Here is a 24,322-nt window from a genome sequence, read left to right as displayed (position 1 = left end):
AACTACCAGCACCAACATATTGATCGATAAATTATTGTATTCTCAAAAAAGACAGAGTCCCTTTAACAGACTCTGCCTTTTATTAACTGATTTTTATGCATTTTAAGAGTTATTTCATGGTTTCCACGATCTCAACCAGTTGATCCATCATCAGAGCTTCCTCTTCACCAACTACTTTTATTGTAATTGCTGAATCACAAACTGCACCCAGTGTAAGGATACTCATAACAGATTTGCCGTTTATTTCTTTGCCCTCAAAGGTAATTGTCACATCACCGCTGTATTCCATTGCTTTCTTTGCAAAAATGGATGCTGGTCTTGCATGAAATCCAGCTTCTGCTGTAAGAATCAGGTTTTTTTCCATTGTTTAACTCCTTCTATACTTTTTCGTCATAAGCTTTTTATAGTATAGACCTAATCACTGCTTTGATCAAGTCATATTCCAAAGTTATACACGGCTATCGCATGAAAATCTACCATAATCAAGGCTTTTATTCAAAGTCTTAAAAAAATAGCATTGCGCTATTGGATTATGTGGCATGACTTATGTTTTAATGCAGAGCTCAATCCTTTTTACAGTTTTGAGGGCACAACTAATAAACCGTTTGTATCACTACAGCCGACTTACCCTACGAATGGTATAACTCAGCCTTTTTTCTACAGCTCAGATACTACTTTCGTTAGAAAAGACTCATCTATTGATGCTTTATAACGCTTCAACTTTAAACTGGTCTTCTTTTTCGTGATGGTCTCTTGTTTTAAAATATTCATGGCTATCTTCTTCAACATGGATTGATTTGCAGCACCGTTATTCATTCTTACTCGGCTATGATCTTCTCTAAAAACAACATCAAGTATCCAATGACAACTTTCTACACCCCAATGTGATCTCACGGCCTTTGCAAACACTTCACATGGTCCTTCTTCTGGTGTTTTTAAACTGGATATGAAATAGCTCACTTCTACGCTTTCTTTTCCTTTTGTGGTCACTGTGCGCCTTACCATACCTATGCTTGATAAGTTTTTCCATTTGTCTTTTTCTACATACCATTCTATATCGTTTGTCTGATAATACTCTCTTTTTTCAATTCTTCCATGACCTTTTTCTAGAGTTGTTTTTCTACTTACTGGGTAATCTCTAAAATTGGATTCAATTGCATCTTCAAAATAACTTTTTACTTCTTCATTAAAATTACCTTGATTCCCTTTTAATGAGAGTACATAATCTGCTTCTTTTCCTATTATTTTTTCGACTATCTTTTTTTGTGTACCCATAGCGTCTATTGTGATTATGCTATCCTTTATAAATAGCAAATCCAACAGTTCGGGGATTGCTGTAATTTCATTACTCTTTTCTTCTGTTTTCAATTGTCCTAGCAAAAGATCATTTTCTTCTACCCACGCATTTACCAGATGGATTGCCTTTCTATCTTCTGTATGTGATCCCCTTGATGTTTTTCCATCTACAGCGATTATTCTGCCAGCGGATTCATTCGATAGCTTGCTTGTCCAGCTTATAAAGGCTCTATTAAAAGAATCACTATCCAAATTTTCAAATACGCGTTTATACGTATCATGAGAAGGTACGCCATTCTCTAAATCCACATATTTTTTAAACCATTCTTTTTTTGCCTCTACAAAGGATTCTACTTCTATCCAGGTATTCGCATTTGCAATCGTTGCAATCACTGTTGTAAAGATTATTTCTATCAGCTTATGTTTTACTTTCCACTCTTGTCTAAAATCGCTTACATTTTCAAATGCACTTTTAAACATTGTTTTGTCCATATGAATTCTCCTCCAGAGTTTTTTTCCTCTAGTATTGAATTCGACATTACTTCTTTAATTCCTTTTTGTAATTATTACCATTTATTCCTTCTGCATTTTCGCATTCACTTTTCCTAAAATACTCTACATTTTTTTCATGCGATAGCCGTGGCTGATCACACGATTAGATCTCATGGCACTCTTTGAGTTCCTTTTGCATAAGCACCCACATGAAGTAAAAATACTTTGCACATAATGCGCGCGTGATTATGCGTTTCGGTTCAAAATAACGGCCATGCGCAACTAACCCACGATGGACATCCACCTCTGAACGCAAAAGCCCAAGTTGCCATACGGACTGCACCGCATCCAAGAAGATCGGTTCGATTTTATCCTGATCTATAACATCATTAAAAGCCAATAACGGCGCATATCCCTCTCTAAAATAGGGAATGGGCGCAAGTGACGCTATGCTCTGATTATAAAACGCATTCATTAAGTAGGCCAATAATTCGCGCGTCACTAAAAGCGTTTCTATCGGTTGATTATAATGTGTTTCAATCCCCTTTATGTCGATCTCCAGTGAATGTTTGCTCAACTGGCTTAAGGCACTAAGACAAACTTTAACATTCACCGCTTCATTTGGATTAAAAAAGCCTTTTTCATCCAGTTCAAAGGCTCCCATTTGAACCATTTTTTCAATTTGATTTCTATATTTTGCATGAGTCCCGCTTACACAATCTCGTGCTACTTCTGGGTAGACGGCTTCTGATCTGCCCGCTTCTAATAAGGTATGGACTTCTGGCTTAACCCAAGATATGAGTGCCTTCACCCTTTCAGCTGACGGTGCTAATCTATAGAGTTCCTTTAAAACGAGGCGCGCGTACTGCTTTGCGAGTGCTTCTTTAAAATGTGTGCCATCTGGACTGCTGTTTGGATTTCCATTTGCAAAAGAACCCGCACTCATCTTTGCAGGCGATTCCCCTGCTTCTAGATACATAGATATGGCTTTAGCCGCATATACGCCAATCGCATTTAAGTAGACAATACTTTCTCGGTTGAGATCAACAAGTGGTATCTGATGTCTTTTTGCCACTTTGCGCATAATCTCTGGAAATTTTAAGCGATTGAATGAATTCATCACTTCATCACCTGCTTTATAATTGCCATCAAGTCGCGTCATCGGCGTTACGAAAATCGGATTCAATCCACACTGTTTACATAACGGCATAAAAACAGTCTCAAGTGTGCGTTCATAAGCTTCTTCAGTTGCCCCGCGTCCAAAGCGAGATGAATGCCCTTCATTTTCATGTCCTTTTACTTCTTCTTTTTCGTCATTATGCCCTGATTGGATTAAAATATAGTCTCCAGGGTTACTCTGAACGAGTAAATCGTTAAACCGGCCCTCCACATACATTCTCTTAAGAGAACGCCCACCATTAGAATAATTGACGATATCCACTTGGGATAGATCAAAAAACTTTGGAAAATGTTGCCCCCACCCATTCATCGGCAGTTCTTCGAAAATATAATTCTTTACTGTGGAATCTCCAAGTAGAAATAATTGAGGTTTACTTGAGGTCTCCACCTTTTTGATCAATCGCTCAACAATAATTTCTTCAATCACAAACGATTGACCCTTGTCAGTAGGTTCTACTTCCACGTGAATATGATCTTTCGCATTCATATAGCCATACCGCCACGTATCCTCCTGCCAACAATCCGCAAAATACTTGGGCATTGTCCTTGCATCATCCCAATAGCCGATCTGACGCGTCCGAATCGGATCAAGCCCCGAGATCGCAACAAGTGGTTTTACATCTAATCCTTTAAATCGAATCGAAATTTCATATAATCCAGGCTCGAGATCAATTCTAAAAATAAGGCCTTTATGATCGAAATTATAACAGGCTTCAAAAGTGAGCAAATAGCCATCACTATGCGTCAAAGCAAAATCATGTGCTTTATTGGCGTTTACAACTAACCCCTCATTATGGCATATGATGTCTTTTAAATCCACATTGCGCTTGATGATATCATAGCTCTGTTCAACGCAACCATAACCTGTAGAGCCCTCATAGATTGGCAATTCAGTCAGTTGTTTGAAATGAAACCTTTTCTCTTGGACTCTAGCCATAGCCCGCATTCTATTTTCTTCCATGCTTTGTCTTCTCCTCTAATGTCTCGTAAACAATCCAAAAAGGAAGTCACAATACCTTAGCATTGAACACTTCCTTTTAATCTTCTACACTCTACACTATTTAATTTAACAAATATAAAGCACAAATAAAAGCCTATTCTTACTATTCGTTCACCTTTTTTTGAATTGTTATCTTGTACCGCCGCCTCTTCCACCACCTGAAAATCCGCCACCACCGCCAAAAGAACTGCGACCACCACGTCCAGATGAACGCGCATTACTTGTAGCTCTGGCCGTATAATACGATGCACGTTGATATCGGTGTGCTAAGTGGTAATAATACTGTGCATTTTGCTGATAAGGTGTCACGGCTGGATAAACCGCTTTAAATTGCTCCATTGCTTTATCTGCAACACCGAGTAATGCCGCAAACACAAAATAATCTTGCCAGATCTCACTTTCACTAATGCCTCTTTCGGAAATCAAAGAAAAATCCAACAGATATTTTTTAAAACCTATAATCTGCATGAGTAAACTTTTGCCATTCTCCGTGAGCTCATTTAAGTCTTCGGTGGGCTCATCATTATAACAGTTGATCTCCAAAAGGGTTTTTTCGCCCTCTACCTTTGCATGCTTAACAAGATCAAGCATACTGGTATAGTGCGATGCACAATATTGCTCTAATTCTTTTTCCTGTAAAACGCCGTCAGGCCCACTCGCTAAAATCAATAATCCATATAATAATTGCGCTGTAATACTGTCAAAATTCGGGGGTCTAACAAGCTTCAAAGAAATATATTGCTTTTCTCTCCCTAAAATACCTATTGACTTTTCTGTTAGGGGTTCCAAACTGCCTGTATGAATTAATTTTAGAAAAATAGCGGCAATGAGGTTTCCATCATCATCTGACTGTTCAAAGCGACTTGCTAATGCCATTACCGCTTCTATATTGCCTTCAATTGGAGGTTCTCTATAATATGTCGTCGCCGCATAAAGCTTTTTTAACGGCAATTTCCGCCTATAAGTACGTATTAACCAAAATGCTAAATATAGAAAAGGCGATAGGGGGATCAATACAAGAATGGATAAAATGATCACTTCCAGAACTTTATCGAAAAATCCCATCTCACCTAAATCATATGCTTCTGAATCCGAACTCACATTTGAATTTTCAGGCCCCAAATCATAATCACTGTTATCAAGCGCATTGCCTTTGAGGGTTTCAAATGTACCCTTTTCCATTCTTATTGGAGTGAGTACACCTTTATTCAACTGGATCATTATAATCACACTGTCTGAACCCTTTGTAAGCGGCGTTTCCGTATATGCTAAAACTTGATTTTCTTTGAATTCAATCTGTCCATCAAATCCAAACGCCCAAATGCCACAATTTTCGGCACTTAGAGCAGTACCATCATGCGTCATGATTTTCACAGTGGCATCTGTCGGAAGTGTTCCCATATTGCTTCCAATAAATTGGAAATTAAGCCCATCGTAATCTTCATATGAGCCTACTAATCCACTCAGTTTATATTGAATCGCATAGCGCTTTTGTCCATATTCAGTAATGCCCCAACACAGTTCATAGCCTTGCTCTGTATCTACTATGCCACATTTTTTTGCTTTTTCATCAAAGTTTGCACTCACATCCCAATGTTCAAGATATGTATATGAACCATTCTCATCCATTACAGAAAAATCGGATAGGGTCATGCCCTTTAAATTTTCAAGGGGAAAATAAGCTTCCGTTCCTTCTTCAAAATCACAATTCCAGGTTTGAACAATGACAGCAGATCCGTCCTCGTAAAGCGTCACTTCTATCGCTATATCAGATACATTGTTTGCTGCAAATGCGTATAGACCTAACCCAAATACACCTATTATTGCAACAATAAGCCCTAAAAGTAATTTCTTTTTCAATTGATCACCTACCTCATACTTGGCATGTTTGTTTTTGACTCATCCGCTTCAAGATAATCACGCTTATGAAAGCCCAAAACACCTGAAAAAATAAGCGTTGGAAAAAGACGAATACTCCTGTTGAGCTTAGTGACACTATCGTTGTAAATGAGTCTACTCGTACGCACCATGTTTTCGTATTGATCGACAGCATCCATCGTTCTTAAAAAACTTTGATCTGCTTTAAGCTCAGGATAGTCTTCAGCAACTGCCATAATTTTTCCAAGTGCTTCTGTAATCATATTTTCTTGTCCCACCACGTCTTCAGCGGAAGACGTTTTAGTAATTGCCCGACGTGCTTTGATGGTTTCTGTGAGCGTTTCATATTCATACTCTGCGTACTTTTTTGTAAGCTCTAATAATGCATTCAATGCATCCCAGCGCGAAGAAAGGTGAACCCCAATTTGGGACAATGAATTGTTAATATTTTCATCCATTATGACTAATTTTCTCTGTGTTGAAACGATCCATAGTAGCGTGAATACAATGATTATGCCCATAAACAAATAGACCATAGCTACATCCTCCATTTTTTATCATCAATATTGATTGTTAAAAGCCACGGCCGCAGTAGCGGTCGTGGCTTAAGGGTTTATTCTTAGGATCTACCACCCTACGTTCATTTTTTTATGAACTAATTCGCAGGTACTGAAACTGCTGCTAAAGTATCTATTAGAATTGAGTGAAGTTCCTCAATTAAGCTAACATAGTCATCTACATCCGCTTGTGTCATATCACTGCCTTCAAGTACACTCGGATCACTGAGGATTTGATAGCAATCATCAAGTGTCATCGAAATTTCATTGAGCGATGCTGTAAGTTCTGCTTTATCTTTCCATCCATTAGCTTCAGCTGCTGCAACGACTTGATTATAGAGGTCTAATGTTTTATTATAACGCTCTGTAAGTACTGTCAAATCAAATCCTGACACAGCGCCAGCTTCATAGGGCACCGAAATCGCTGCCTTATAGTCATTAATCAAGGGAATCATTGCCTCTAGATCAGCAGTTAATTGTTCTGCATCTATTAATTGAGATTGTTCTGGATCTTCAATGAGCACTCTAATACTCTCTAGAGTATCTGCAATTGAATTGTGAATTTCAAGTATGCTTGGTTCATTTGCCCAGCCGTTTGCATTTCCAATCTCAGCTGTTTCGTTAAAGAGATTTGAAACTTCGTTAAACTTGTCTGTAACCGCTGTCAAATCAACAACTGGCTCATAAGGTACAGAAACTGCTGCTTTATAATCATTGAGCACAGGAATCAGTCCATCAAGCTCTGCTGTCATTTGTTCTACGTCGATATCTTTTGACTGCTCAGGATCTTCAAGAATTGCTTTGATCCCATTAAGCGCCTCTGCTATTGAATTATGTGTTGCTAGCATTTCTGCGTCAGTTGACCACCCGTTTGATTCAACAAGCGCTGCCGTTTCATTAAAAAGTGCAGAAACTTCATTGAACTTCTGATTCACGCCCGTTAAATCTGGACCACCACCACAACCTGTAAAAATGAAAAGTACAAGTGTAAGGGTTAGCATTACTGATAATATTTTTTTCATATTTTTTTCCTCTTTCTTCACAATATAAGTTAGGAGATATTACCGACTCAAGTGTCGTGTTTCTCCCATGCCACAACTATATCAGATTTATATGACTGTGACCGTTTTATGCATGAAACGTCTCCTTTTTTACATGAAATATCTGCTCATTTCAAAGAAAGACATGATATAATGGTATTATTTCAGCGGGAGGTGCTTTGTGTTAAAAATTGCGATCTGTGATGATCAAGTCTCTGAACTTTCAAACATCATCAACATTATCAACGCCTACAAGGAAATGAACATTTTCCGTTATGACATCACTTACACTGCCTTTCAAAATGCTGTAGAGCTCATCTCAGCCATTGAAGAAGGTAATCAATATGCTATTATTTTACTGGACATCATTATGCCTTCCCTGAATGGGATGGATGCTGCCAGAGAAATCAGACGCCTTGATCAAGTCGCTAAAATTATCTTTCTTACGTCTTCACCTGAATTTGCTGTGGATTCTTATACGGTGGATGCTTTTTATTATGCGCTTAAACCCATATGGAAAGAAAAATTATTTGCTGTTTTGGATAAAGTGTTGAGCACGATTCAAACTCAACACGAAGCCAGCCTTTTAGTAAAATGTAAAACCGGTCTAACACACATTCCCTTGCATACGCTTGAGTATGTTGAAATTTGTGGAAGAACTGTATATTACAATTTGATAAATGGTATTGTTTTAGAAGAAATCAATGTAATTTCCAAACTTGAAAAGGTGCTCTTTCCCTATTCACAGTTCGTAAAACCACATCGCTCTTTTATTGTCAATCTCGATTACATTGACGTCCTAACCACACGTGAAATTAGACTCTACTCTAACGCAACGATCCCCGTCTCTAAAGCAAATTATACGGCATTGAAGGCGCGCTATATTGAACATACTTTTCAAAGAACCCGCGAAAAAACGGATTCATTGCTCTGAATGCCCTTATTGAGCCTCTCGAAAATCACTCCACAAATCCAACGGTTGTGGTGATAACACCGTCTACTGACTCAAACATAATGGCATCTGAAAATGCGAAATTCCCCTGCATATCCGTCATTTCAAACATTTGTATAAAAAGGCCATCGCCGAGGTCAATCTCCTCAAAAATCATGTTGTTATCCCATACAATCTCATCGACTTCTACAGGCACAAGTTCATCGTCCTCACCTGAAATGGACATCGCATAGTGAATTGTGGTTATGATATCGCCTTCAATCAGTGTGTACAGGTTTTTATCTGCCATGCCACTTTCATCAACGGGTCTTCTTGCCCCTTGAATTTGAAATGCTTCTGCTTGAAAATCATAGATCACATTTAGATTATAATCCTCTCCATTGATGAGCACTGGCACTGCATAAAGATTGTAACCCTCTCCCTCATAAGAAATATCCATATTGACTAAATTGCCATCAAGTGCCCCCCAAACACCTCGGAAGTTATCTTTGAACACACCCGTATCCCAATCGCCAATCAGATCATTATCACGTCCTAATAAAAGCATCAGATCCAGTTCAGGGTCCACATAATAAAGTTGAATATAGATGCCACTCAAAATATTCGCTGCATTTTCACCTAGTGTAAGTACAGCTGAGCCTTCACTGTCAACATCGAGTTCATGATTCTCCCAGCCTTCATTTTCAAGTGTTTCAAGTGGCTTTATTGTCTCATAGTTCATTTCAGCGATGAAATCCATGCCTGATTCAGGCAATTCACCTGTTAAACCGTATTGATAATAGTATTTAAACGCTTCTCCATAACCTAAATCCGCATAACCATTGAAATCATCGATATCTCCGTTAAAAGAATAATAGCAGGAAAGTCCCGTAGACTCTTGGCGATAAGGACCGCTGACCTTATAGGTCACGCAATTTTCAAGTGCCTGAAGCACATTCTCAGAAGTTTCAGGAAGCAATTCTGAGGACTGTCTTGCAAGGTGTCCTAGATCCACCATATTCGAAAAACCTTGTTCCTTTGTATTCCCCCCATAATTTTCTGTTGCAAAGGCAATTCGCCCAAAATAGGAGAAAAACGAAGGTTCAGCACAGGCACTTGCCAAGGCTTCCTTTCCAAAATCTTCATATGCGCCAAGCAATGCACCCAATTTTGAAAGGTCTGTCAAAGATAAGGTGATATCATCTGCTGTTCCAACCCCTTCGCAGCCCGCTTGGTAAGTATCACAAATCACTTTTCCAAAGGTTTCTGCATCCATCTCTGGATTATGAGCTAATGCGTCTGCCATACCGGTGTAGTTCCATCCATTGGAAGGCTCTAATTCTTGGGAGGCTACTAAATATTTCCCAACATCCGAAAAAGTATAGGCCACATCCACCGTTGCCATAAGACATGTATCAAAACCAATGATATCAAAAGGCTGATCCGCTTCTGACAATTCATAATTGGCATTAAATGCACTGTACATTTCTCTTAAATCAAGTGAATCCCCTTGAAACAATTCATCAGATGCAGCACCGCTAACCGTGCCTCCACCATGATTCCAAAATAAGAACATCGTTTTATCCGCTGGATAATTGGTCTTTGCAAAGCTTAAAAAGCTGGATAAAGTCTCTTCATCTCCCATACTTGTCAAAGGGAGTTGCTCCACTTGCACTAGCCCGTTGCTGTCATAAACATATCTCTCAATATAATTGGGATCAACGAACTCATTCTGCCAAGTACTTGCCCCACCCGTCTGAATAATGATTTTTACATTTTCAGGCAATTCAACCTCGGTGAGTTCAAAAAGGTCTATAGATGCGGAACCCCCTCCTGATTCTAAATCACTTCCACAAAGATACCAATAAATTGCCCACTCAGTCTCATGCGTTGTCTGCTTAACGCTTTTCGTCTGGTTGGTTTCGCCAATTTCATTCGCCGAATTTAATACCACCGATGCTTCACTTGTAGAAGCATCACCACCACAAGCAACCAGTAAAAACATCAATACAGACATCAGAAATAATGCACCCCATTTTAATCGTTTTTTCTTAATCAAAATTAATGCGCCTCCTTGAATTCATATTTTTTCATGTTATTCAATATACGGTACGGAAACCTTTTGCAAATATGCCTCAAAAACAGGAAGTAATGCATTGATGATTGCGATCTTCTCAGTTTTATAACCTTCATCAATAGTCTCTGAACTTTCAAGTTTTGCTTTTACTTCATCCATAAAGCCATACACAACCCCTAACTCTGAAAGCATGTCCTCATCTTTATCCCAACCCGTTTCTTGAGCTTTTAGCGTCACTTGATTTACGAGATCAATGAGTGCGTTGAACTTATCTACGAGTGCCGTGTCTGCTTCTCCAGTTTCTCCAGTTTCTAAATCTTCTAATATCAAATTCAATATTGCTTTATCCTTCTCAATTGCACCCACCACTGCTGCCTCAAATTCTGTAGTCCCTTTTAGATACCCCCCCATGTCTATAATGGTTTGATGGTTTTGGGTTACTTCATCCAGTTCTGCTCTAATCTGATCCATTGCAGATTGATATTGTTCGCCCAAACCATGATCCGCCACAACTTTTTCAATCTCAACGATTACGGCTTCTAATTCATCCAATTTAGGGAGAATTGTCGCATTGTTTTCATCAATTCTCACCTGTTCCTCTGTTTTTACTGCATCTGGTGAACGATCTTCTTCGATAGAATCTCCACATGCCATAAATACAATCGATAGAGCCACCAAAAGCATCCCTAATAATATTTTTTTCATGCTATCCCTCCATTATCTTTACCATTATATTCTGTTTTTCTTATAAAAACGGTTCCTTGCATGAAATGCCTTTTTTATGTCATAAAATACTAAAAAAAAGAGCCGCAGCTCTATTTCAGTAGTATTTCATGAAGTTGTATGCTTTTTATCACTCACTTGATCATGACAGAATTGCGCGCATCTTAAAAATGCCTTCTTCTTCTGTAAAGGCACATATGCCATTATATTTTTTTGCAATAGCCATAATACTTTTTATACCCAAACCATGGTTTGCCTCGTTAGAGGTTGGGATGTCCTCCTCAAAGTGAATCTCCCCTTCGTAGCTGTTACAAATCTCAATCAAAAGCTTTTTATGATCAAACTGACAGCTCACCCTTATTTTTCGATCACTTCTGTTTGGGATTAGGTTGCAGGCATGAATTGCATTTTCTATGCCATTTGATAAAATCACACAAATATCAGTGGCCTGTATGGGGATATTCGTTGGAACATCTGCTATAATATCAATGTTATCCATACTCGTCTTTGCTTTTGCCGCATAAGCAGATAGAATTAAATTGACATTTGTATTTTCACAGTATTGGTCAACATACGTTGCCTCAATATCGCTGTTAATCTCGGTTATATAATTCAAGGCTTCATCTGTATGCTTTTCTGAAATACAATTGCTCAAATAGTGTAAATGATGCCGTAAATCATGACGATAAACCGCAAAGTCTCTCTGGGCACTCTTATAATCCTCCAGTTGGACTAAGATCATGTCATTTTGCATTTTCAATATGGTTTGTTCCGTCTGGGATTCATAATTTTTATTCATTTCGATAAAATAGGCAATTATAAAAACAAAAAAAACAGAATTAAACCCCACACTGAATATGCCTACAAAGACGATACTTGAATTATAAAGTGCCTCGGTGTACACCGTAGTTGCATACACAAGAAAGTAGCTTAAAGTAGGCACCGCTGCCAAAAGGGTAATGCGTGGATTTGGATATTCCAATATACGATTTACATGGGGTTTAAGGTATTTATAGATAACGATCAGCAATAAGATAGATGTTATTATTTTGGTTATGAGCACTATTGATGGCTCATTATTAAAAACCAATGCCATTGCTTCTCCAACCCATCTCCTTGGTGATGTGAACATATAAGCCGTAAAGAGGACAAACAATACCAGATTCAATCTTCTTTTATATACCGTGCAAAATAAAAGTACAAGGGGGAAATGAATCAGTATAGGGTAGAGTTTTTCAATAATTTCAGCACCATGAACATAATAGAGACTATACTGAAGAATACTACTCAAAAACACGTATATGGAGAGAATGATGATATTTCTTCGGGTCGCTTTGAGATCGAGAAAAAAAGCCATAATCAATATGCCATAAATCAATACACTAATTGAATCTAACGCAGTTAACATGAGTTTTTACCTACTTTCAAAAGATCGGTGGTTATACTTAAATGTGAAAACGGACAAACTTTTCTACATTCAAAACATGTAATTTCAAGTTCTGTACCTGACTTATCAAAAGCATGATTCCAACAGCTTATTTGATTAAACAATTTAAGATCACCCGCAATAGCACCTACAGGGCACGCTTCTATGCAAAGTTTGCAATGCGTTGGGCACAATTGTTTCATCGTGACTGGGGAGGCTTCTAGTGCACTATTGATAACCACAGCACCAAACCATAATAAATTACCATGTTTAGGATGAATAACAAGCGTATTTTTCCCAATGCAGCCCAACCCAGCCAGAACTGCTGCATACTTTAGCGACAACATGCCTCTTGATTTTTGGGTTTCATCATCATATTTACTGCCTCCCACAGCATGTATTGGAAGGGCAATGACACCTTCAGCTTCAAGCATATAGCACAGCTCAATGCTGATGTCATTAATAGCTTTTGTAAGGCTGTTTCTAACCAGCGCATATGGCTCGTTCTCATTACAGATAAGTGTACTTTTCAAATGCTCACGTCCAAAAACAATAACTGCTTTTGCGGATTCTAAAAAATCAGTCGGTCTGTGCCCCTTGGGCTCGTTAATAAATGCCTCTGCATTCACTACACCATAGACATCAATCGAATGTTCTTGAAAAAAATGTTGGATAACCGCCCATTTTAAATGATCCATTATAGTGCCTCCCATCAAAACTAATTTGTGATATAATGGTAACATAATAATCAACATCAATAAAATTGAAACTATTGATATATGATATCAAAATAAATGATATGGAGATTAGATGGAAATTAGAAATTTTCGAACGTTTAAGACCATTGTGGAGACAGGCAGTTTTAGTAAAGCTGCTGAGAAATTGGGCTACACTCAATCGTCTGTTTCCATGCATATAAAAACAATTGAAACCCATTATGGAAAGAGCTTATTGGACCGTACTGCTTCTAAAATTAGGCTCACTCAATTTGGTAGAGAGCTCCTTATTGGTGTTGATCAATTGCTTGAAAAATATGACGAACTCAGTTCTTTTGACTTTGAAAACTTAGAAGTCAAGGGCACATTACGAATTGGTGCACCTGATTCATTAATGATGTACCGCCTTCATCCCATTATATATGCCTATAAAATGAAATACCCCCACGTAGATCTCATCATTCACACTGGTGTATGCCCAGAACTGAAAGCGCAAGTTGCCAAAGGCACCTTAGATTGTTGCGTTATGCTCCAGCCTTCAATCACTTATAAAAATTTAACTTCAATACTTTTAAAACAAGAAAATTTCTCGCTAATAGCGCCTCTTGATTCGGATCAAACCTTTTTACCTAAATCGCATCATATGGTCATCGTTGCAGAAGAAGGGTGCACATATCGGGAAGTTTTTCTAAATTATTTATCTCAACATGGTATTCAGCAGAGTAACCTCTTGGAGACTGGAAGTGTTGAAGCCATAAAAAAATATGTGACAAGTGGTATCGGACTATCCTATGTGCCCTCATACGCAATTGAAATGGAAATCAATAACAAATCGCTATTGTCACAAGTGCATAATGGTAACACGCCCTTTTTTACGCAATTGTTTTACCACCAAAGTCGAGTTTCTTCACTTGCTCTTGAAAAACTTATTGATATGGTGATTACGAAGGCAACAGAGTGGTGAATCAATAATACCGCTCACCATTAGTAGGTCAGCGGTATTGTCTTGTCTAAAATATAACCCTATGGATGTTTTTTTCACTGCGTGAAAAACCAGTCGCTCTAACGCCTCTGCTTTGCAGCTGCTGCCTTTCGCTCCTTAACTTATTCGTCCCAGTTATGGTACACGGTTTGGACATCATCGCTGTCTTCCATGAGGTCGATTTTGAAACCGTTGATATAACTGGCTTTCGAGGTTTTTTATTTTTGAAAATTATGTTTTTTTGTTGTTTTTTTGATGAAGTCTATCATAGCTCACACTACTTTTAAGTTGATGTACAATTAGTATACCATAACTCATTATAATCAATTTTTCACCCTAAAACAACCCTTTTAAAGTTAATGGGATAGACGTTTCTTCACTGGTTCTATTGTTAATTCCTACCAGTAAACCTGTATAATAATAATTTATGCACTTGATCGTGATAGAGTTACTTGTTGTGGATGTGATTGAATAGTTCGCTGAATCAATACCATCAATTCTAAATGTGAATGTAGTGTCAGTTGCGATATCATCAACATATTCATAAATATCAGCACTATCTGTAAAATCCTCAATTACTTTTAAATCTGTTTTGCCCCATCTGTTTTCAGAAATTATAACAGGCTCTTCACCCACACCATCTGGGATTTCATTAATCAAATCATCGCCACTAAGGACTGAGGTTTTTTCTAAATACAATGAAACGATATCTTTATATTCTGTTGTGGCTTGCTCAACTCAACCTTCCAAGCAGAATTAAATTTGATTATTCTATCATTAGTTTGAATTTTAATTGTGTTCTCATTGAGAGGTAAACTCACAATCATTTTCCCATCTTGTAAAGGATATTGAGAGCCTGTTAAACCTTGATTCCCTAATTCAATTGCACCATAATTAGAGTTGAGAATCTTATCAATACCAAAATTGATTAAATGTATCAGCCTAACACAAGTCATTTTCCCATAAGATTGATGTGTCACTGGTTCACTTTCTTGTGTAATCATCCAATGAATCCCATCAACAATTATAATCTCACCTTGAGTCAAATCCCCTAAATGTGAAAATATGAATTTCTTATCATCATTATTGGCATCTGTAATCTCTTTAAAAAACACCTTGATAATATCACCATTCGATTTCTCAGCATCAATTGAGTATTGTTTCATGTAATAATCAAACATATATTTGCTAGTGTCCATTTATTTACCTACTTTCTACTGAATAATAAAGTGATTGGTGATTCATCGTCTGAGCCACTTGAAACTGCTTCGAGAATATCAATCACAGTATAAAGTAATTGTTTCTGGTGCGTGGCTTTATTGTAATCCTTTGTTGATGTGAGGGTGTTCTCATTTAAGAATTGAATATAATTATCTTGCGTGAAATAGTCCTTATTGTTTAATTCTAAATTTAATCTATCAATAATTTTCATGGTGTTGCTCCTTTCGTGTTTAAAATTAAGTGTAGCGTCTAGTTTCAATTTTAATAATTTCATGATAAATACTATGGCTAAATGAATAAAATCGTTTCTAGGCTCTCACACAGTGGTAATAACTCCTATTGCCAGTGGGAATTTCATGGCGAATTAGAGGTTTTATTCATTAGGTGGATAAATGGTATGGCAAAAAATAAATCGTCTAATTCGGTTCAAAAAACAATATAGAATGACATGAAAAAAGAGCCAATGGATTTAGGCTCTCTTTGATTTGTTCTCAAAAAGTATTATTTGCTAACAATATGATGTGTAAAGTATTTATCATTTAAAGATGTTGTTTCACTGGTTAAAGTCATATAATTTTTAACAGATTCATCAATATAAAAGTAAATACTGAAAGATTTTATAGAAATTATTTTCTCAACAAACATTCGATTATTCTCAGCATCTATTTTATTAAGTTTGATATATTCATTTGGTTTCAAATAATCGTAGTAATAAAAATCGTCTCTTACTTCGCCTTCAATTACATTTGTAAGTATAAATACAGTCTTGTAGTTGTCTGTATTTTCATTGGATACTGGAAACTCAAAAATTAATGCCCCATTATTATAATGTATACTATTTCCAATAATAAAATCTATTAGTATTTCCTCTCTTCTTAAAAGTTCACTAGTTTGCAAATAAGCATCAAATTGATGTAAACAATAATTCTTTGTTAAATATACATCTAGTCTATCTAAAATATCTGAATCTTTCAAACAACTTTTAGTGCAACACTCCTTATTTTGCGTCTTAATAACTAAATTTAAATGTTTGTCTATTACCATGTCATCACAAGTAATTTGAATTGGATTAAAAATAAAATTTACAAAATCATTCTCATTAAATTCATCATACCCACTAATTGAACGGCTTAGAACATTTTTTAACTCTCCAATATTCATACAGTTTCCCCTCCCAATATTTGATATGTCCATTGTATCCCATTCTCAAAAAGAAGTCACTAGATCAAATCTTACTTTTTCAGAAAATTCATTCAACCTCACTCAACGATTCATTTATGACATCAATACTGCACTGGTATAATTTATTTAAAGCATCCACTATCTCTGAAACTGTAAATTGATCTAATAGCGACTCACATTTTAATTGAATATCGTTCATGGTCTATACTCCTTTAATTTCAATACTTACAGGAAAAATTGTCCACCATTTGTACGCAAGATTTGATTGAATAAAGAGAGATATTAAAAGTTTGGTGGATAAAAATTGGTATTACACTAAAAGATAAATCATAAGGGGGGTATAAATTTATTCTCATTCCCTCTATGACTACAACTATTTATACATAGGCTAAACTATTTCCTAAATACATATTATCGGAATAGTTGAAATTTCCATCTCTAACAGTTTAGTATTTGCAACGCTTTCAATGTTTTAAATTTATCTATTGCTTATTAAACTATTCCTCTAAATCATGATTTTTATACAATTTGCATAAATATGAATAGAATCTTGCATATTTTTGATTAATTTCACTCAATCTGAACCATAATATTAATAAGCACTGATAAATGTATCACCTCTATAATTTCCATTCGATTGTACAACGTTTATTGGTTTAGATAATGTTAATATTATATAAACCATACCATTCAATTCATTGGAAATACTACATAGTTATTTTTTATGATTGATGCAATTGTACCAGTTCTAATGGTATGATACCGAACACGATCATTACCTATATTGAACCCCCTTATTGACGGCATGTGTGATTCAATGAAAGGCTAATATTCACATATAAGTGTGCGTAAGGCGTGGACAAAATAACACGATACAACAGAACATAAGTTCTGAATTTGATTGCAACATAGTTTTCCTAATTTTTCAACTTCTTGACCTACATCTGTAATCAATGGACTCTTATCCAAATAACTCTCTAAACTCAATGCACCATCTTTAAATTGTGTACTAAGCATATCAACAATCTCTTTATCATCGGTTGGTCTATTGAGCGGGTACTCTACACCAACATAATCGAACTCATTGAATGTTGTTCCCTGCATTTAAGACTAATTAGAATTGTATATTTTTATATGATCAAAAATGTACATTCTAATGTCGACATTTACATCAGACCTAATTGGTATCAAATTAGTTGAAGACCAAAGTTTATCTCTGAATAAAAAATAACCTAGAGATACGAATGTAGATCTTTTAACTGAAGTTCTAATAAGCAATCGCTCATATGAGTAATTGCGTAATGCTTGATAGATGTTGACCACATTTGAGAGGTACGGAGAAATGAATAAAAATCTTCTTTAAAAAGAATAACAAGATAATTATAAATAATAACAATCTTTTCTATCTCTATGTCTGTGCTACATCGTTTTAAAGCTGAATGAAACAATACTGTCATGTGAATATTAAAAATTTCGGGCTCGTAGGCTTCTTCAAACAAAGAAAGGCCTTCGTTTATAAATGCAATTACAGTTTCACTTTCCTGTTGCATGCAATTAAACTTTGGTAAACAAACACGCCCTTCTTTTTTTAAAAATACGAAAACGTCAATAAAAAAAGAAAATATTTTTTCAAACTCAGGAGTACGGTAAACTTTCATAAATCAGTCCCCTTTTCAAGTTAATAGCATAAGTAATTGGAATCATTTATTTAAAATTATTTTATATAGATTACATCGACATTGTATACTCTTAATTCAACAGCATTTGGAACGGAAGTTAATTGAGCTGTATTCTTATTGAGAACTTTGTTATTATCGCTCTTATCAAACTCGATTACGCGAGAAATAATCAGGTCTCCAGATTCTTCTGTTGTAGCTAAGGATACGATATTTGTTGAAAATAGTGATGTAAATAGAAATAGCGTCAAACTATTGATTTTACTTGATTTAGGTTGATATTCTCGTTACACTTTTAAGGACCGTAGGTTACATAAGTTCTAGATAATCCATTTTCCAATTTGAACTCAAAATATTCTTGAATATGACGCTTAGTAATTTGCTCAACCTTATCAACTTGATGAACTTCATTAATCCATGTTAAAAATGCTAAGGGAATATTTTTATAATTTTTGAGCGTCTTTAGGCTATATCCCCCTGTCTTTGTTTCATAAATAAAATCTTCAAGTGCCACATTTAATTCTCTCATAAAAAAAACACCTACCCTTTAAATTAATCAAATAATCAACTTAAAAAATAGGTGTGTTCATCGCAATCAAATCAGAAATACATAATTTTACATATAGAACGGATGCCGTAGCTCACAACATTAAACTCTGAAAGCATTGAAATTCCAACATTCCTTATTCGTCCCAGTTATGGTACACGGTTTGGACATCGTCGCTGTCTTCCATGAGGTCGATGAGTTTTTGCATGTTTTTGATGTCATCTTCGCCTGTTAGAGCTGTCATGGTTTGTGGTAGGTAGCGGAGCTCTGCCATGCTGAAGGCATAGCCTTGTCCAGCAAGTGCATCGCGTACGCCTGCAAAATCTCCGATTTCTGTATAAATTTCATAGTGATCTTCTTCCACCGAAAAATCTTCACAACCCGCTTCGATTGCGATCATTTCTAGTGCTTCATCATCCATGCCCTCTTTTTTATCAATAACGAGAACACCTTTATGATCAAACATAAAAGAAACACAACCATTTGTGCCGAGATTACCTTTTCCTTTTGAGAAATAGCTTCTGACATCTGCTGCAGTTCTATTGGTGTTATCTGTAAGACACTCTACCAAAACTGCCACACCACCTGGACCATAGCCCTCATAAGTCAATTCTGTAAAGACTGCACCATCACCATCACCCGCGCCTTTTTTAACAGCACGATCGATGTTATCATTTGGCATATTTGCCGCTTTTGCTTTTTCAATTGCAGATTTTAAAGCTGCATTGTATTCTGGGTCTGCGCCACCTTCTTTAGCAGCTACCATAATATATCTTCCTAATTTAGTAAACTCTTTTGCTTTTTTAGCATCTTGTTTACCTTTTCTTTGAATAATCGTTCCTATTCTTCCCAAAGTAATCTCTCCTAATCTCTTTATTAACTATGCCTAATCATAGCATATCTTGGATACTTTTTAAAGTTTTTATTGGCCCTTTATTAATGCGCTTAACCAACTTTGAGACAATATAAAGGGAATGTTGTGCAAACAACATCCCCTTTATATTCTAAAAGTTGGCGTACTTTTATTTCAATGTTAAGTGTCAACAAATCACTCTTTAGAGCTGATAAACATCGATAATCTCAGCGATATGGTCACATCGTTTCACCTCATCTGGAACACTTGATTCAAGATTGCTATACGTTGATCTTATCCCGATAAAATGGCCTCCAAAAGCCTTGGCAAATTCATAGTCCGCAATGCTATCGCCCACCACAAGGACTTCATCAGGCGTTAAATTGAAGCGCTTACAGAACAGTTCACCCATTTCAGCATGTGGTTTAGGACAAATAACGCCATCATCCGCACCGATAAAGTCAAAATACCCGAGAATGTCCACTTTCTGTAAACTCTTGCGGCAAGAAGCCATTGTATCTGCAGTGGCAATCCCAAGACAATACTTTTTCTCCGTAAGATAATTCAAAGCATCAACAGTGCCAGTAAGCAGGGTGACATCAATATTATCATCCGATGTGACTTGTTCAAACACCTCTATAATCTCTTTAACCGCCACCTCTTCTCGCTTGCTAGATAGGCGAGCCCATTCTTTCACAATCTCTGTTGTGGAGAGATATTGAATCGCACTTTCCTTTTCAAAACCGTCATCACGATAGCCTGCATGCTTTTTAAATAAACCCATATCCGCTGGATATCCCATTTCATCCAACACTTTAAACACAGCATTTAAAATAGAATGCCAAGTGCTTTCAAATTCAATCAATGTCCCGTCTTTATCAAACAGTATGCCCTTTATCATCTCTAGAAAATGCCTCCATTAAAGTCCCTAATACATCAGACTGTTTTTTTCTATCCGCTGAGTAGACTGGGTTGACATAAGCGACTACATCGCCATTCATATCATAAATACCAAATCTAATCCAACTTTCTGCCGTCCTTAAAGAAACGGGTCTCTCCAAAATCATAATGGGATTCTCACGTGTCAACACACCGATTTGAATACATCTACCGTTGTAGAAAAATCGCCCTTCAAACCTTTCAGGTGCATGCCCTTCATCAGAATCAAACCAAGTAAGAGTGACTTGATAATCATCTAATGTCCCATCATATGTCGTTCCTGGCTGTATCGTATAAGCCATTATTTTGAGATCTAGAGAAACCCACCGCGCAACATAGCACTTGCCAAGGCGCAATCCTCTTTTTAAATGCTCAATCGATAGGCCCTCACAGTACACATAAGTTGAGGGATCCCCATACACACTTGGCGAAGAAGCGTTTTCATAATGCTCCCAAGTCGGATTATGGGCATCACTCCCCCCGACACCGAATAGAGTATAACCCTTTTCCCAAACCCAATCCATAAAGGCTACGGCTTTTCGATTGGCCTCTGGCGAATCCCTATAAGTCGGATCGCAAATCACCTCTAAAGTATTTACAGCCTCCATCGAGATTTCTTTATCCTCATAAGCCCACGGCACCATAAAAGGGTGATTCACTGAAATAATGGCTTTTTCTTTAAAAGCATCAACACCTTTTGCCAACCTATTTTCAGGTGCCTTAAGAAGTGCTGACAAGACATCCGCTGAATCCATCCCCCAAATATTAATGTGCCCATTTGGTAAAGTGAGTTCAAAAGCAGGTATCATTAAAGCCTGACCTTGTCGATGCCCAAAAGGCATCCGATTGTGCTCAGTTAGTGCCATAAAGTCAAGTTTGGATTCATTTAATACTTGCATTGCCTCAGAAGGCGTCATTTTACCATCAGAAAGAGTCGTGTGCCCATGCAAATCACCTCTATAGTACCGAGCTTCGAGATTTACGACCTCACTTTGATCTAAAGTGCTTAAAGGCCCAAACCATACTTTTTCAGTGTAAAGGGACGCCTCCAATAATCGGCGCTCAACATCCGTTTCAATCCTAACCGTGCAAAAGCAAGCATGCTCTGGCATCTGTGTCTGAAATACCACAAATTCAAACTTATAGGTCCCTGATAAGGGCGCATGCATCATCGCATTCAGGGTTGACATCTCTTTCCCAAATTGCATTACAGCGGGATAACCATAGTGCCCATGCACACTCTCACCAATAAAAATACCCTCAGGATTATAAACCCGCACATAGAGATGACAATCGCCTTCAAGTATGGACTCTATGGTAATTCCAACTCCAGGTGCTTTAATCTCAATCCACTTTGTTTCATATAAAGCCGTTATAGGCTGTCTGAATTCAATCATTTGCACACACTACTTGTTGATTTTATCAAGCTCTTTTTGAGCTTTTACAGCAGCTGCATCCAGTGCTTCTTGCGCAGACATGTTCTCGATTTCAACTTTGTCCACAGCTTCACTCAGTGCAGTCAAAATTGCGCCTCCTGTTGGATCAATAAATTCTGGTACTGCATATAAATCAATCTGCTTAAGTGCCACATCCGCATCTGGATTTGAGGCAAGATATGCCTTATAGCTTGGTAAATCCAAAACGGATTTTCTAACAGCAGCATATCCTGTTGCTATAGCGAATTTTGCGGTATTATCCGTTGAAGTTGCAAATGTTACGAAATCAGCAGCACCTTTTTTCTGATCTTCCGTCAGATTAGAATCATTGGGTATAAAGTACATCAAACTGCTAAAATAAGGCGCTGGATCATTTGAACCCCAACCGGGTTGATGCACCACTGCAAACTCATTTTTATAACCTTCTGAAATGGCTTTATTAACAGCTTCTAGTGCAATCGCATAGTCACCTGGAGAACCCGTATAGCCTAAAGATTTGCCATAAACCCAGTCATCCATAGTTTTGTACCAATATTCCCATCCCTGTCCACCTGAGTGAATTTTCATGATTTGATCCTCGTGGAGCCATACTCTCACTTGTTCTAAAACCGCCACCCATTCAGGTGAATTGATCATCACAGTCTTACCATCTTCAGATATAAATTGGGCACCATTTGAGCGTGCCATATCTTCAATATTACCAGAGCCCCACATCGGTTCCCATACATAACCTATTTTATCCTTATGGGTGTCTAAGCCTATAATTGAAGAACTCATGCCTGCAATAGACTGCCACGAACTGAGATCATCCACCGTTTTACCCGCTTCTTTTAGCACTGCCTTGTTGACATATAATACTTGAGAAGTGCCATAAGCGGGCGCTACCATCAATTTGCCATCAACAGTTGCCGCTTTCAAAAATCCGCCCACAATATCCGCTTTGTCATAAGCACTTGGCATATAATCCTCAAAAGGTGATACCAACCCCTTTGAAGCGAAGAGATTGAAGGATCCCCCAGCCACAAGTGCTGGTACTTGATCCGCTGCATATGCCGCTTGGAGTTTTTCATCGATTTCTGAATAACTGCCAATGACCACAGGTTTGACCACGTATTGAGTCTGTGTTGCATTATAGTCTTCTATAATTTCATTTAAACCATCCCCAAGTGCACCGCCAAGAGCGTGCCAGAATTCAATTTCCACAGGTGCTTTTGTCGTTGTTGTTTCAGGCGTCGCTGCTGTACCCACTTGAGTATTTGCATTTGTGCCACACCCTGTTATCAATACCATCAGTGTTAATGCGATTGTCAATAAACGCTTCATAATACCCTCCTATTTTGAGCCACTTTCTTCCTTAATGCCTGTTAAAAACCACTTTTGTGTCAGAATAAAAATCACTATAATTGGTAAAATAGCCACTGTGCTTGCCAGCATTATTTGTGACCAGTTCATGCCATAGGCACCATCTTGTATAAAAAATTGCCTAAGCCCCTGCGATATAAGGTATTTTTCTTGACTCTTGAGCATAATACTCGGCCACATATAGCTGTTGTACTGCTGAACGAAGGTCAAGACAAATACAGTATAAATTGCAGATTTATTTAAAGGAAAAATCACATGTCGCATGATTTCCATATGGCTTGCACCATCAATTCGTGCCGCTTCAACATAACTCCGGTCCATCTTGAGCAAGGATTGTCTCAACCAGAAAACCGCAAAGACACTTGCAAGGTTTGAAAAAATTAATCCCGTTAGTGTATCCGATAACTTTAATTTTGCAAGGATCACAAATGCGGGTACATAAGTGACTGCACTTGGCAACATATACGTCCCAAGGACAATCCAAAAGAGTATTTTCATGCCTTTGCTGTCCATAAAGACAATGGCATAGCTGAACATCAAGGCAATAAAAATCATGAGTATACTGCCAACAATGCCTACAAATATACTGTTAAAAGCATACGTTTCAAAATGAAGTGCCCCTAGATTTGCAAAGACCTCACCAAAATTAAAATGATCGGGCAACATTTTATAGGGTTCCTGCCAAATTTCATTGTTGGTTTTAAACATGCCAAAGATCATCCAAACAAAGGGGAAGGCAAATACCATGGAGACAAAGATCAAAAACAAATGCTTAATGCCCTTTAGTAAATTTTTTTTCATTTACGCCT

25 protein-coding genes are annotated in these 24,322 nt (G+C 37.3%); 2 read left to right on the top strand and 23 right to left on the bottom strand.

All coding sequences use genetic code 11. The features are described 5' to 3' along the window. Nucleotides 1–109: 109 nt before the first annotated feature. From F3D3_RS18820 to F3D3_RS18795, 6 genes are all read right to left on the bottom strand, one after another. Nucleotides 110–364 carry an HPr family phosphocarrier protein gene (locus F3D3_RS18820; RefSeq protein ID WP_069875984.1) on the bottom strand — a complete coding sequence of 85 codons (255 nt, stop codon included), beginning with the start codon at nucleotides 362–364 and terminating at the stop codon, nucleotides 110–112. Nucleotides 365–657: 293 nt separating this feature from the next. Further along, nucleotides 658–1,788, bottom strand: a complete 1,131-nt coding sequence (locus F3D3_RS18815; RefSeq protein WP_069872581.1) for an ISAs1 family transposase — start codon at nucleotides 1,786–1,788, stop codon at nucleotides 658–660. A 163-nt stretch (nucleotides 1,789–1,951) separates the two neighbouring features. Continuing rightward, on the bottom strand, nucleotides 1,952–3,928 hold the full coding sequence (locus tag F3D3_RS18810) for an SGNH/GDSL hydrolase family protein (protein WP_069875983.1): 1,977 nt from the start codon (nucleotides 3,926–3,928) through the stop codon (nucleotides 1,952–1,954). A 168-nt stretch (nucleotides 3,929–4,096) separates the two neighbouring features. Beyond that, nucleotides 4,097–5,827, bottom strand: a complete 1,731-nt coding sequence (locus F3D3_RS18805) for a DUF2207 domain-containing protein (RefSeq protein WP_069875982.1) — start codon at nucleotides 5,825–5,827, stop codon at nucleotides 4,097–4,099. An 8-nt stretch (nucleotides 5,828–5,835) separates the two neighbouring features. Then, on the bottom strand, nucleotides 5,836–6,381 hold the full coding sequence (locus tag F3D3_RS18800; RefSeq protein WP_069875981.1) for a LemA family protein: 546 nt from the start codon (nucleotides 6,379–6,381) through the stop codon (nucleotides 5,836–5,838). A gap of 119 nt (nucleotides 6,382–6,500) precedes the next feature. Beyond that, nucleotides 6,501–7,424 carry a hypothetical protein gene (locus F3D3_RS18795; protein WP_069875980.1) on the bottom strand — a complete coding sequence of 308 codons (924 nt, stop codon included), beginning with the start codon at nucleotides 7,422–7,424 and terminating at the stop codon, nucleotides 6,501–6,503. 199 nt (nucleotides 7,425–7,623) lie between these two features. Between F3D3_RS18795 and F3D3_RS18790 the strand changes: the two genes are divergently transcribed. Beyond that, entirely contained in the window at nucleotides 7,624–8,376 is a 753-nt protein-coding gene (locus F3D3_RS18790; RefSeq protein ID WP_069875979.1) for a LytTR family DNA-binding domain-containing protein, read from the top strand. A gap of 25 nt (nucleotides 8,377–8,401) precedes the next feature. Here F3D3_RS18790 and F3D3_RS18785 read toward each other — a convergent pair whose 3' ends face one another. The 4 genes from F3D3_RS18785 to F3D3_RS18770 all read right to left on the bottom strand — a co-directional run bounded on the left by F3D3_RS18785 (nucleotide 8,402) and on the right by F3D3_RS18770 (nucleotide 13,297). After that, nucleotides 8,402–10,432, bottom strand: a complete 2,031-nt coding sequence (locus tag F3D3_RS18785; protein WP_084389166.1) for a clostripain-related cysteine peptidase — start codon at nucleotides 10,430–10,432, stop codon at nucleotides 8,402–8,404. Nucleotides 10,433–10,468: 36 nt separating this feature from the next. After that, a complete protein-coding gene (locus F3D3_RS18780) occupies nucleotides 10,469–11,155 on the bottom strand; it encodes a hypothetical protein (protein WP_069875978.1) in 687 nt (228 codons plus the stop codon). Between the two features lie 160 nt (nucleotides 11,156–11,315). Continuing rightward, the gene (locus F3D3_RS18775; RefSeq protein WP_069875977.1) at nucleotides 11,316–12,581 is read right to left on the bottom strand and encodes a sensor histidine kinase; all 1,266 of its coding nucleotides are present in this window, start codon (nucleotides 12,579–12,581) and stop codon (nucleotides 11,316–11,318) included. Continuing rightward, nucleotides 12,575–13,297 carry a hypothetical protein gene (locus F3D3_RS18770; protein ID WP_069875976.1) on the bottom strand — a complete coding sequence of 241 codons (723 nt, stop codon included), beginning with the start codon at nucleotides 13,295–13,297 and terminating at the stop codon, nucleotides 12,575–12,577. The genes F3D3_RS18775 and F3D3_RS18770 overlap by 7 nt, the downstream gene beginning before the upstream one ends. Nucleotides 13,298–13,409: 112 nt before the next feature. On the opposite strand from F3D3_RS18770, the gene F3D3_RS18765 reads away from it, so the two are divergent. Continuing rightward, the gene (locus F3D3_RS18765) at nucleotides 13,410–14,279 is read left to right on the top strand and encodes a LysR family transcriptional regulator (protein ID WP_069875975.1); all 870 of its coding nucleotides are present in this window, start codon (nucleotides 13,410–13,412) and stop codon (nucleotides 14,277–14,279) included. Nucleotides 14,280–14,633: 354 nt separating this feature from the next. On the opposite strand, the gene F3D3_RS18760 is transcribed toward F3D3_RS18765, so the two are convergent. The 13 genes from F3D3_RS18760 to F3D3_RS18705 form a co-directional block, all read right to left on the bottom strand. Then, complete coding sequence (locus tag F3D3_RS18760; RefSeq protein WP_069875974.1) at nucleotides 14,634–14,996, bottom strand: hypothetical protein; 363 nt, start codon at nucleotides 14,994–14,996, stop codon at nucleotides 14,634–14,636. Next, the gene (locus F3D3_RS18755; RefSeq protein ID WP_069875973.1) at nucleotides 14,987–15,496 is read right to left on the bottom strand and encodes a hypothetical protein; all 510 of its coding nucleotides are present in this window, start codon (nucleotides 15,494–15,496) and stop codon (nucleotides 14,987–14,989) included. Before F3D3_RS18755 ends, F3D3_RS18760 begins: the two co-directional genes overlap by 10 nt. Before the next feature lie 8 nt (nucleotides 15,497–15,504). Next, on the bottom strand, nucleotides 15,505–15,729 hold the full coding sequence (locus F3D3_RS18750; RefSeq protein WP_069875972.1) for a hypothetical protein: 225 nt from the start codon (nucleotides 15,727–15,729) through the stop codon (nucleotides 15,505–15,507). Between the two features lie 290 nt (nucleotides 15,730–16,019). Continuing rightward, nucleotides 16,020–16,679, bottom strand: a complete 660-nt coding sequence (locus tag F3D3_RS18745) for a hypothetical protein (protein WP_069875971.1) — start codon at nucleotides 16,677–16,679, stop codon at nucleotides 16,020–16,022. An 88-nt stretch (nucleotides 16,680–16,767) separates the two neighbouring features. Then, nucleotides 16,768–16,899, bottom strand: coding sequence for a hypothetical protein (locus tag F3D3_RS24950; protein ID WP_255364408.1), 132 nt, complete (start codon nucleotides 16,897–16,899; stop codon nucleotides 16,768–16,770). Between the two features lie 626 nt (nucleotides 16,900–17,525). Next, entirely contained in the window at nucleotides 17,526–17,804 is a 279-nt protein-coding gene (locus F3D3_RS18740; RefSeq protein ID WP_069875970.1) for a phage portal protein, read from the bottom strand. A 128-nt stretch (nucleotides 17,805–17,932) separates the two neighbouring features. Then, nucleotides 17,933–18,358: a hypothetical protein gene (locus tag F3D3_RS18735; protein ID WP_069875969.1), complete on the bottom strand. Its 426-nt coding sequence runs from the start codon at nucleotides 18,356–18,358 to the stop codon at nucleotides 17,933–17,935. Nucleotides 18,359–18,671: 313 nt separating this feature from the next. Next, entirely contained in the window at nucleotides 18,672–18,905 is a 234-nt protein-coding gene (locus F3D3_RS18730) for a site-specific integrase (RefSeq protein ID WP_069875968.1), read from the bottom strand. Between the two features lie 154 nt (nucleotides 18,906–19,059). After that, nucleotides 19,060–19,776 (bottom strand): YebC/PmpR family DNA-binding transcriptional regulator, encoded by a 717-nt coding sequence (locus tag F3D3_RS18725; protein ID WP_069875967.1) that lies wholly within the window; start codon nucleotides 19,774–19,776, stop codon nucleotides 19,060–19,062. 202 nt (nucleotides 19,777–19,978) lie between these two features. Continuing rightward, complete coding sequence (locus tag F3D3_RS18720) at nucleotides 19,979–20,677, bottom strand: HAD family hydrolase (protein WP_069875966.1); 699 nt, start codon at nucleotides 20,675–20,677, stop codon at nucleotides 19,979–19,981. Continuing rightward, nucleotides 20,655–22,112, bottom strand: coding sequence for a CehA/McbA family metallohydrolase (locus F3D3_RS18715; RefSeq protein ID WP_069875965.1), 1,458 nt, complete (start codon nucleotides 22,110–22,112; stop codon nucleotides 20,655–20,657). Before F3D3_RS18715 ends, F3D3_RS18720 begins: the two co-directional genes overlap by 23 nt. 9 nt (nucleotides 22,113–22,121) lie before the next feature. Beyond that, nucleotides 22,122–23,474, bottom strand: a complete 1,353-nt coding sequence (locus tag F3D3_RS18710; RefSeq protein WP_069875964.1) for an extracellular solute-binding protein — start codon at nucleotides 23,472–23,474, stop codon at nucleotides 22,122–22,124. 9 nt (nucleotides 23,475–23,483) lie between these two features. Further along, complete coding sequence (locus F3D3_RS18705; protein WP_069875963.1) at nucleotides 23,484–24,314, bottom strand: carbohydrate ABC transporter permease; 831 nt, start codon at nucleotides 24,312–24,314, stop codon at nucleotides 23,484–23,486. Nucleotides 24,315–24,322 lie beyond the last annotated feature (8 nt).

It is taken from the genome of Fusibacter sp. 3D3 (assembly GCF_001748365.1).
In the GTDB taxonomy this organism is placed as follows: Bacteria; Bacillota; Clostridia; order Peptostreptococcales; family Acidaminobacteraceae; genus Fusibacter_A.
The sequence above is the reverse complement of the archived record's forward strand: the minus strand, read 5'-3'. Positions and strand labels throughout refer to the sequence as shown.

Bases quoted from the DNA above. Each gene is read 5' to 3' on its own strand.
- F3D3_RS18730 (WP_069875968.1), bottom strand. From the start codon at position 18,905: ATGAGAGAATTAAATGTGGCACTTGAAGATTTTATTTATGAAACAAAG.
- F3D3_RS18770 (WP_069875976.1), bottom strand. From the start codon at position 13,297: ATGGATCATTTAAAATGGGCGGTTATCCAACATTTTTTTCAAGAACAT.
- F3D3_RS18745 (WP_069875971.1), bottom strand. From the start codon at position 16,679: ATGAATATTGGAGAGTTAAAAAATGTTCTAAGCCGTTCAATTAGTGGG.
- F3D3_RS18755 (WP_069875973.1), bottom strand. From the start codon at position 15,496: ATGGACACTAGCAAATATATGTTTGATTATTACATGAAACAATACTCA.
- F3D3_RS18715 (WP_069875965.1), bottom strand. From the start codon at position 22,112: ATGATTGAATTCAGACAGCCTATAACGGCTTTATATGAAACAAAGTGG.
- F3D3_RS18780 (WP_069875978.1), bottom strand. From the start codon at position 11,155: ATGAAAAAAATATTATTAGGGATGCTTTTGGTGGCTCTATCGATTGTA.
- F3D3_RS18810 (WP_069875983.1), bottom strand. From the start codon at position 3,928: ATGGAAGAAAATAGAATGCGGGCTATGGCTAGAGTCCAAGAGAAAAGG.
- F3D3_RS18720 (WP_069875966.1), bottom strand. From the start codon at position 20,677: ATGATAAAGGGCATACTGTTTGATAAAGACGGGACATTGATTGAATTT.
- F3D3_RS18735 (WP_069875969.1), bottom strand. From the start codon at position 18,358: ATGAAAGTTTACCGTACTCCTGAGTTTGAAAAAATATTTTCTTTTTTT.
- F3D3_RS18710 (WP_069875964.1), bottom strand. From the start codon at position 23,474: ATGAAGCGTTTATTGACAATCGCATTAACACTGATGGTATTGATAACA.
- F3D3_RS18815 (WP_069872581.1), bottom strand. From the start codon at position 1,788: ATGGACAAAACAATGTTTAAAAGTGCATTTGAAAATGTAAGCGATTTT.
- F3D3_RS18820 (WP_069875984.1), bottom strand. From the start codon at position 364: ATGGAAAAAAACCTGATTCTTACAGCAGAAGCTGGATTTCATGCAAGA.
- F3D3_RS18705 (WP_069875963.1), bottom strand. From the start codon at position 24,314: ATGAAAAAAAATTTACTAAAGGGCATTAAGCATTTGTTTTTGATCTTT.
- F3D3_RS18765 (WP_069875975.1), top strand. From the start codon at position 13,410: ATGGAAATTAGAAATTTTCGAACGTTTAAGACCATTGTGGAGACAGGC.
- F3D3_RS18740 (WP_069875970.1), bottom strand. From the start codon at position 17,804: ATGCAGGGAACAACATTCAATGAGTTCGATTATGTTGGTGTAGAGTAC.
- F3D3_RS18795 (WP_069875980.1), bottom strand. From the start codon at position 7,424: ATGAAAAAAATATTATCAGTAATGCTAACCCTTACACTTGTACTTTTC.
- F3D3_RS24950 (WP_255364408.1), bottom strand. From the start codon at position 16,899: ATGAACGATATTCAATTAAAATGTGAGTCGCTATTAGATCAATTTACA.
- F3D3_RS18750 (WP_069875972.1), bottom strand. From the start codon at position 15,729: ATGAAAATTATTGATAGATTAAATTTAGAATTAAACAATAAGGACTAT.
- F3D3_RS18775 (WP_069875977.1), bottom strand. From the start codon at position 12,581: ATGTTAACTGCGTTAGATTCAATTAGTGTATTGATTTATGGCATATTG.
- F3D3_RS18800 (WP_069875981.1), bottom strand. From the start codon at position 6,381: ATGGTCTATTTGTTTATGGGCATAATCATTGTATTCACGCTACTATGG.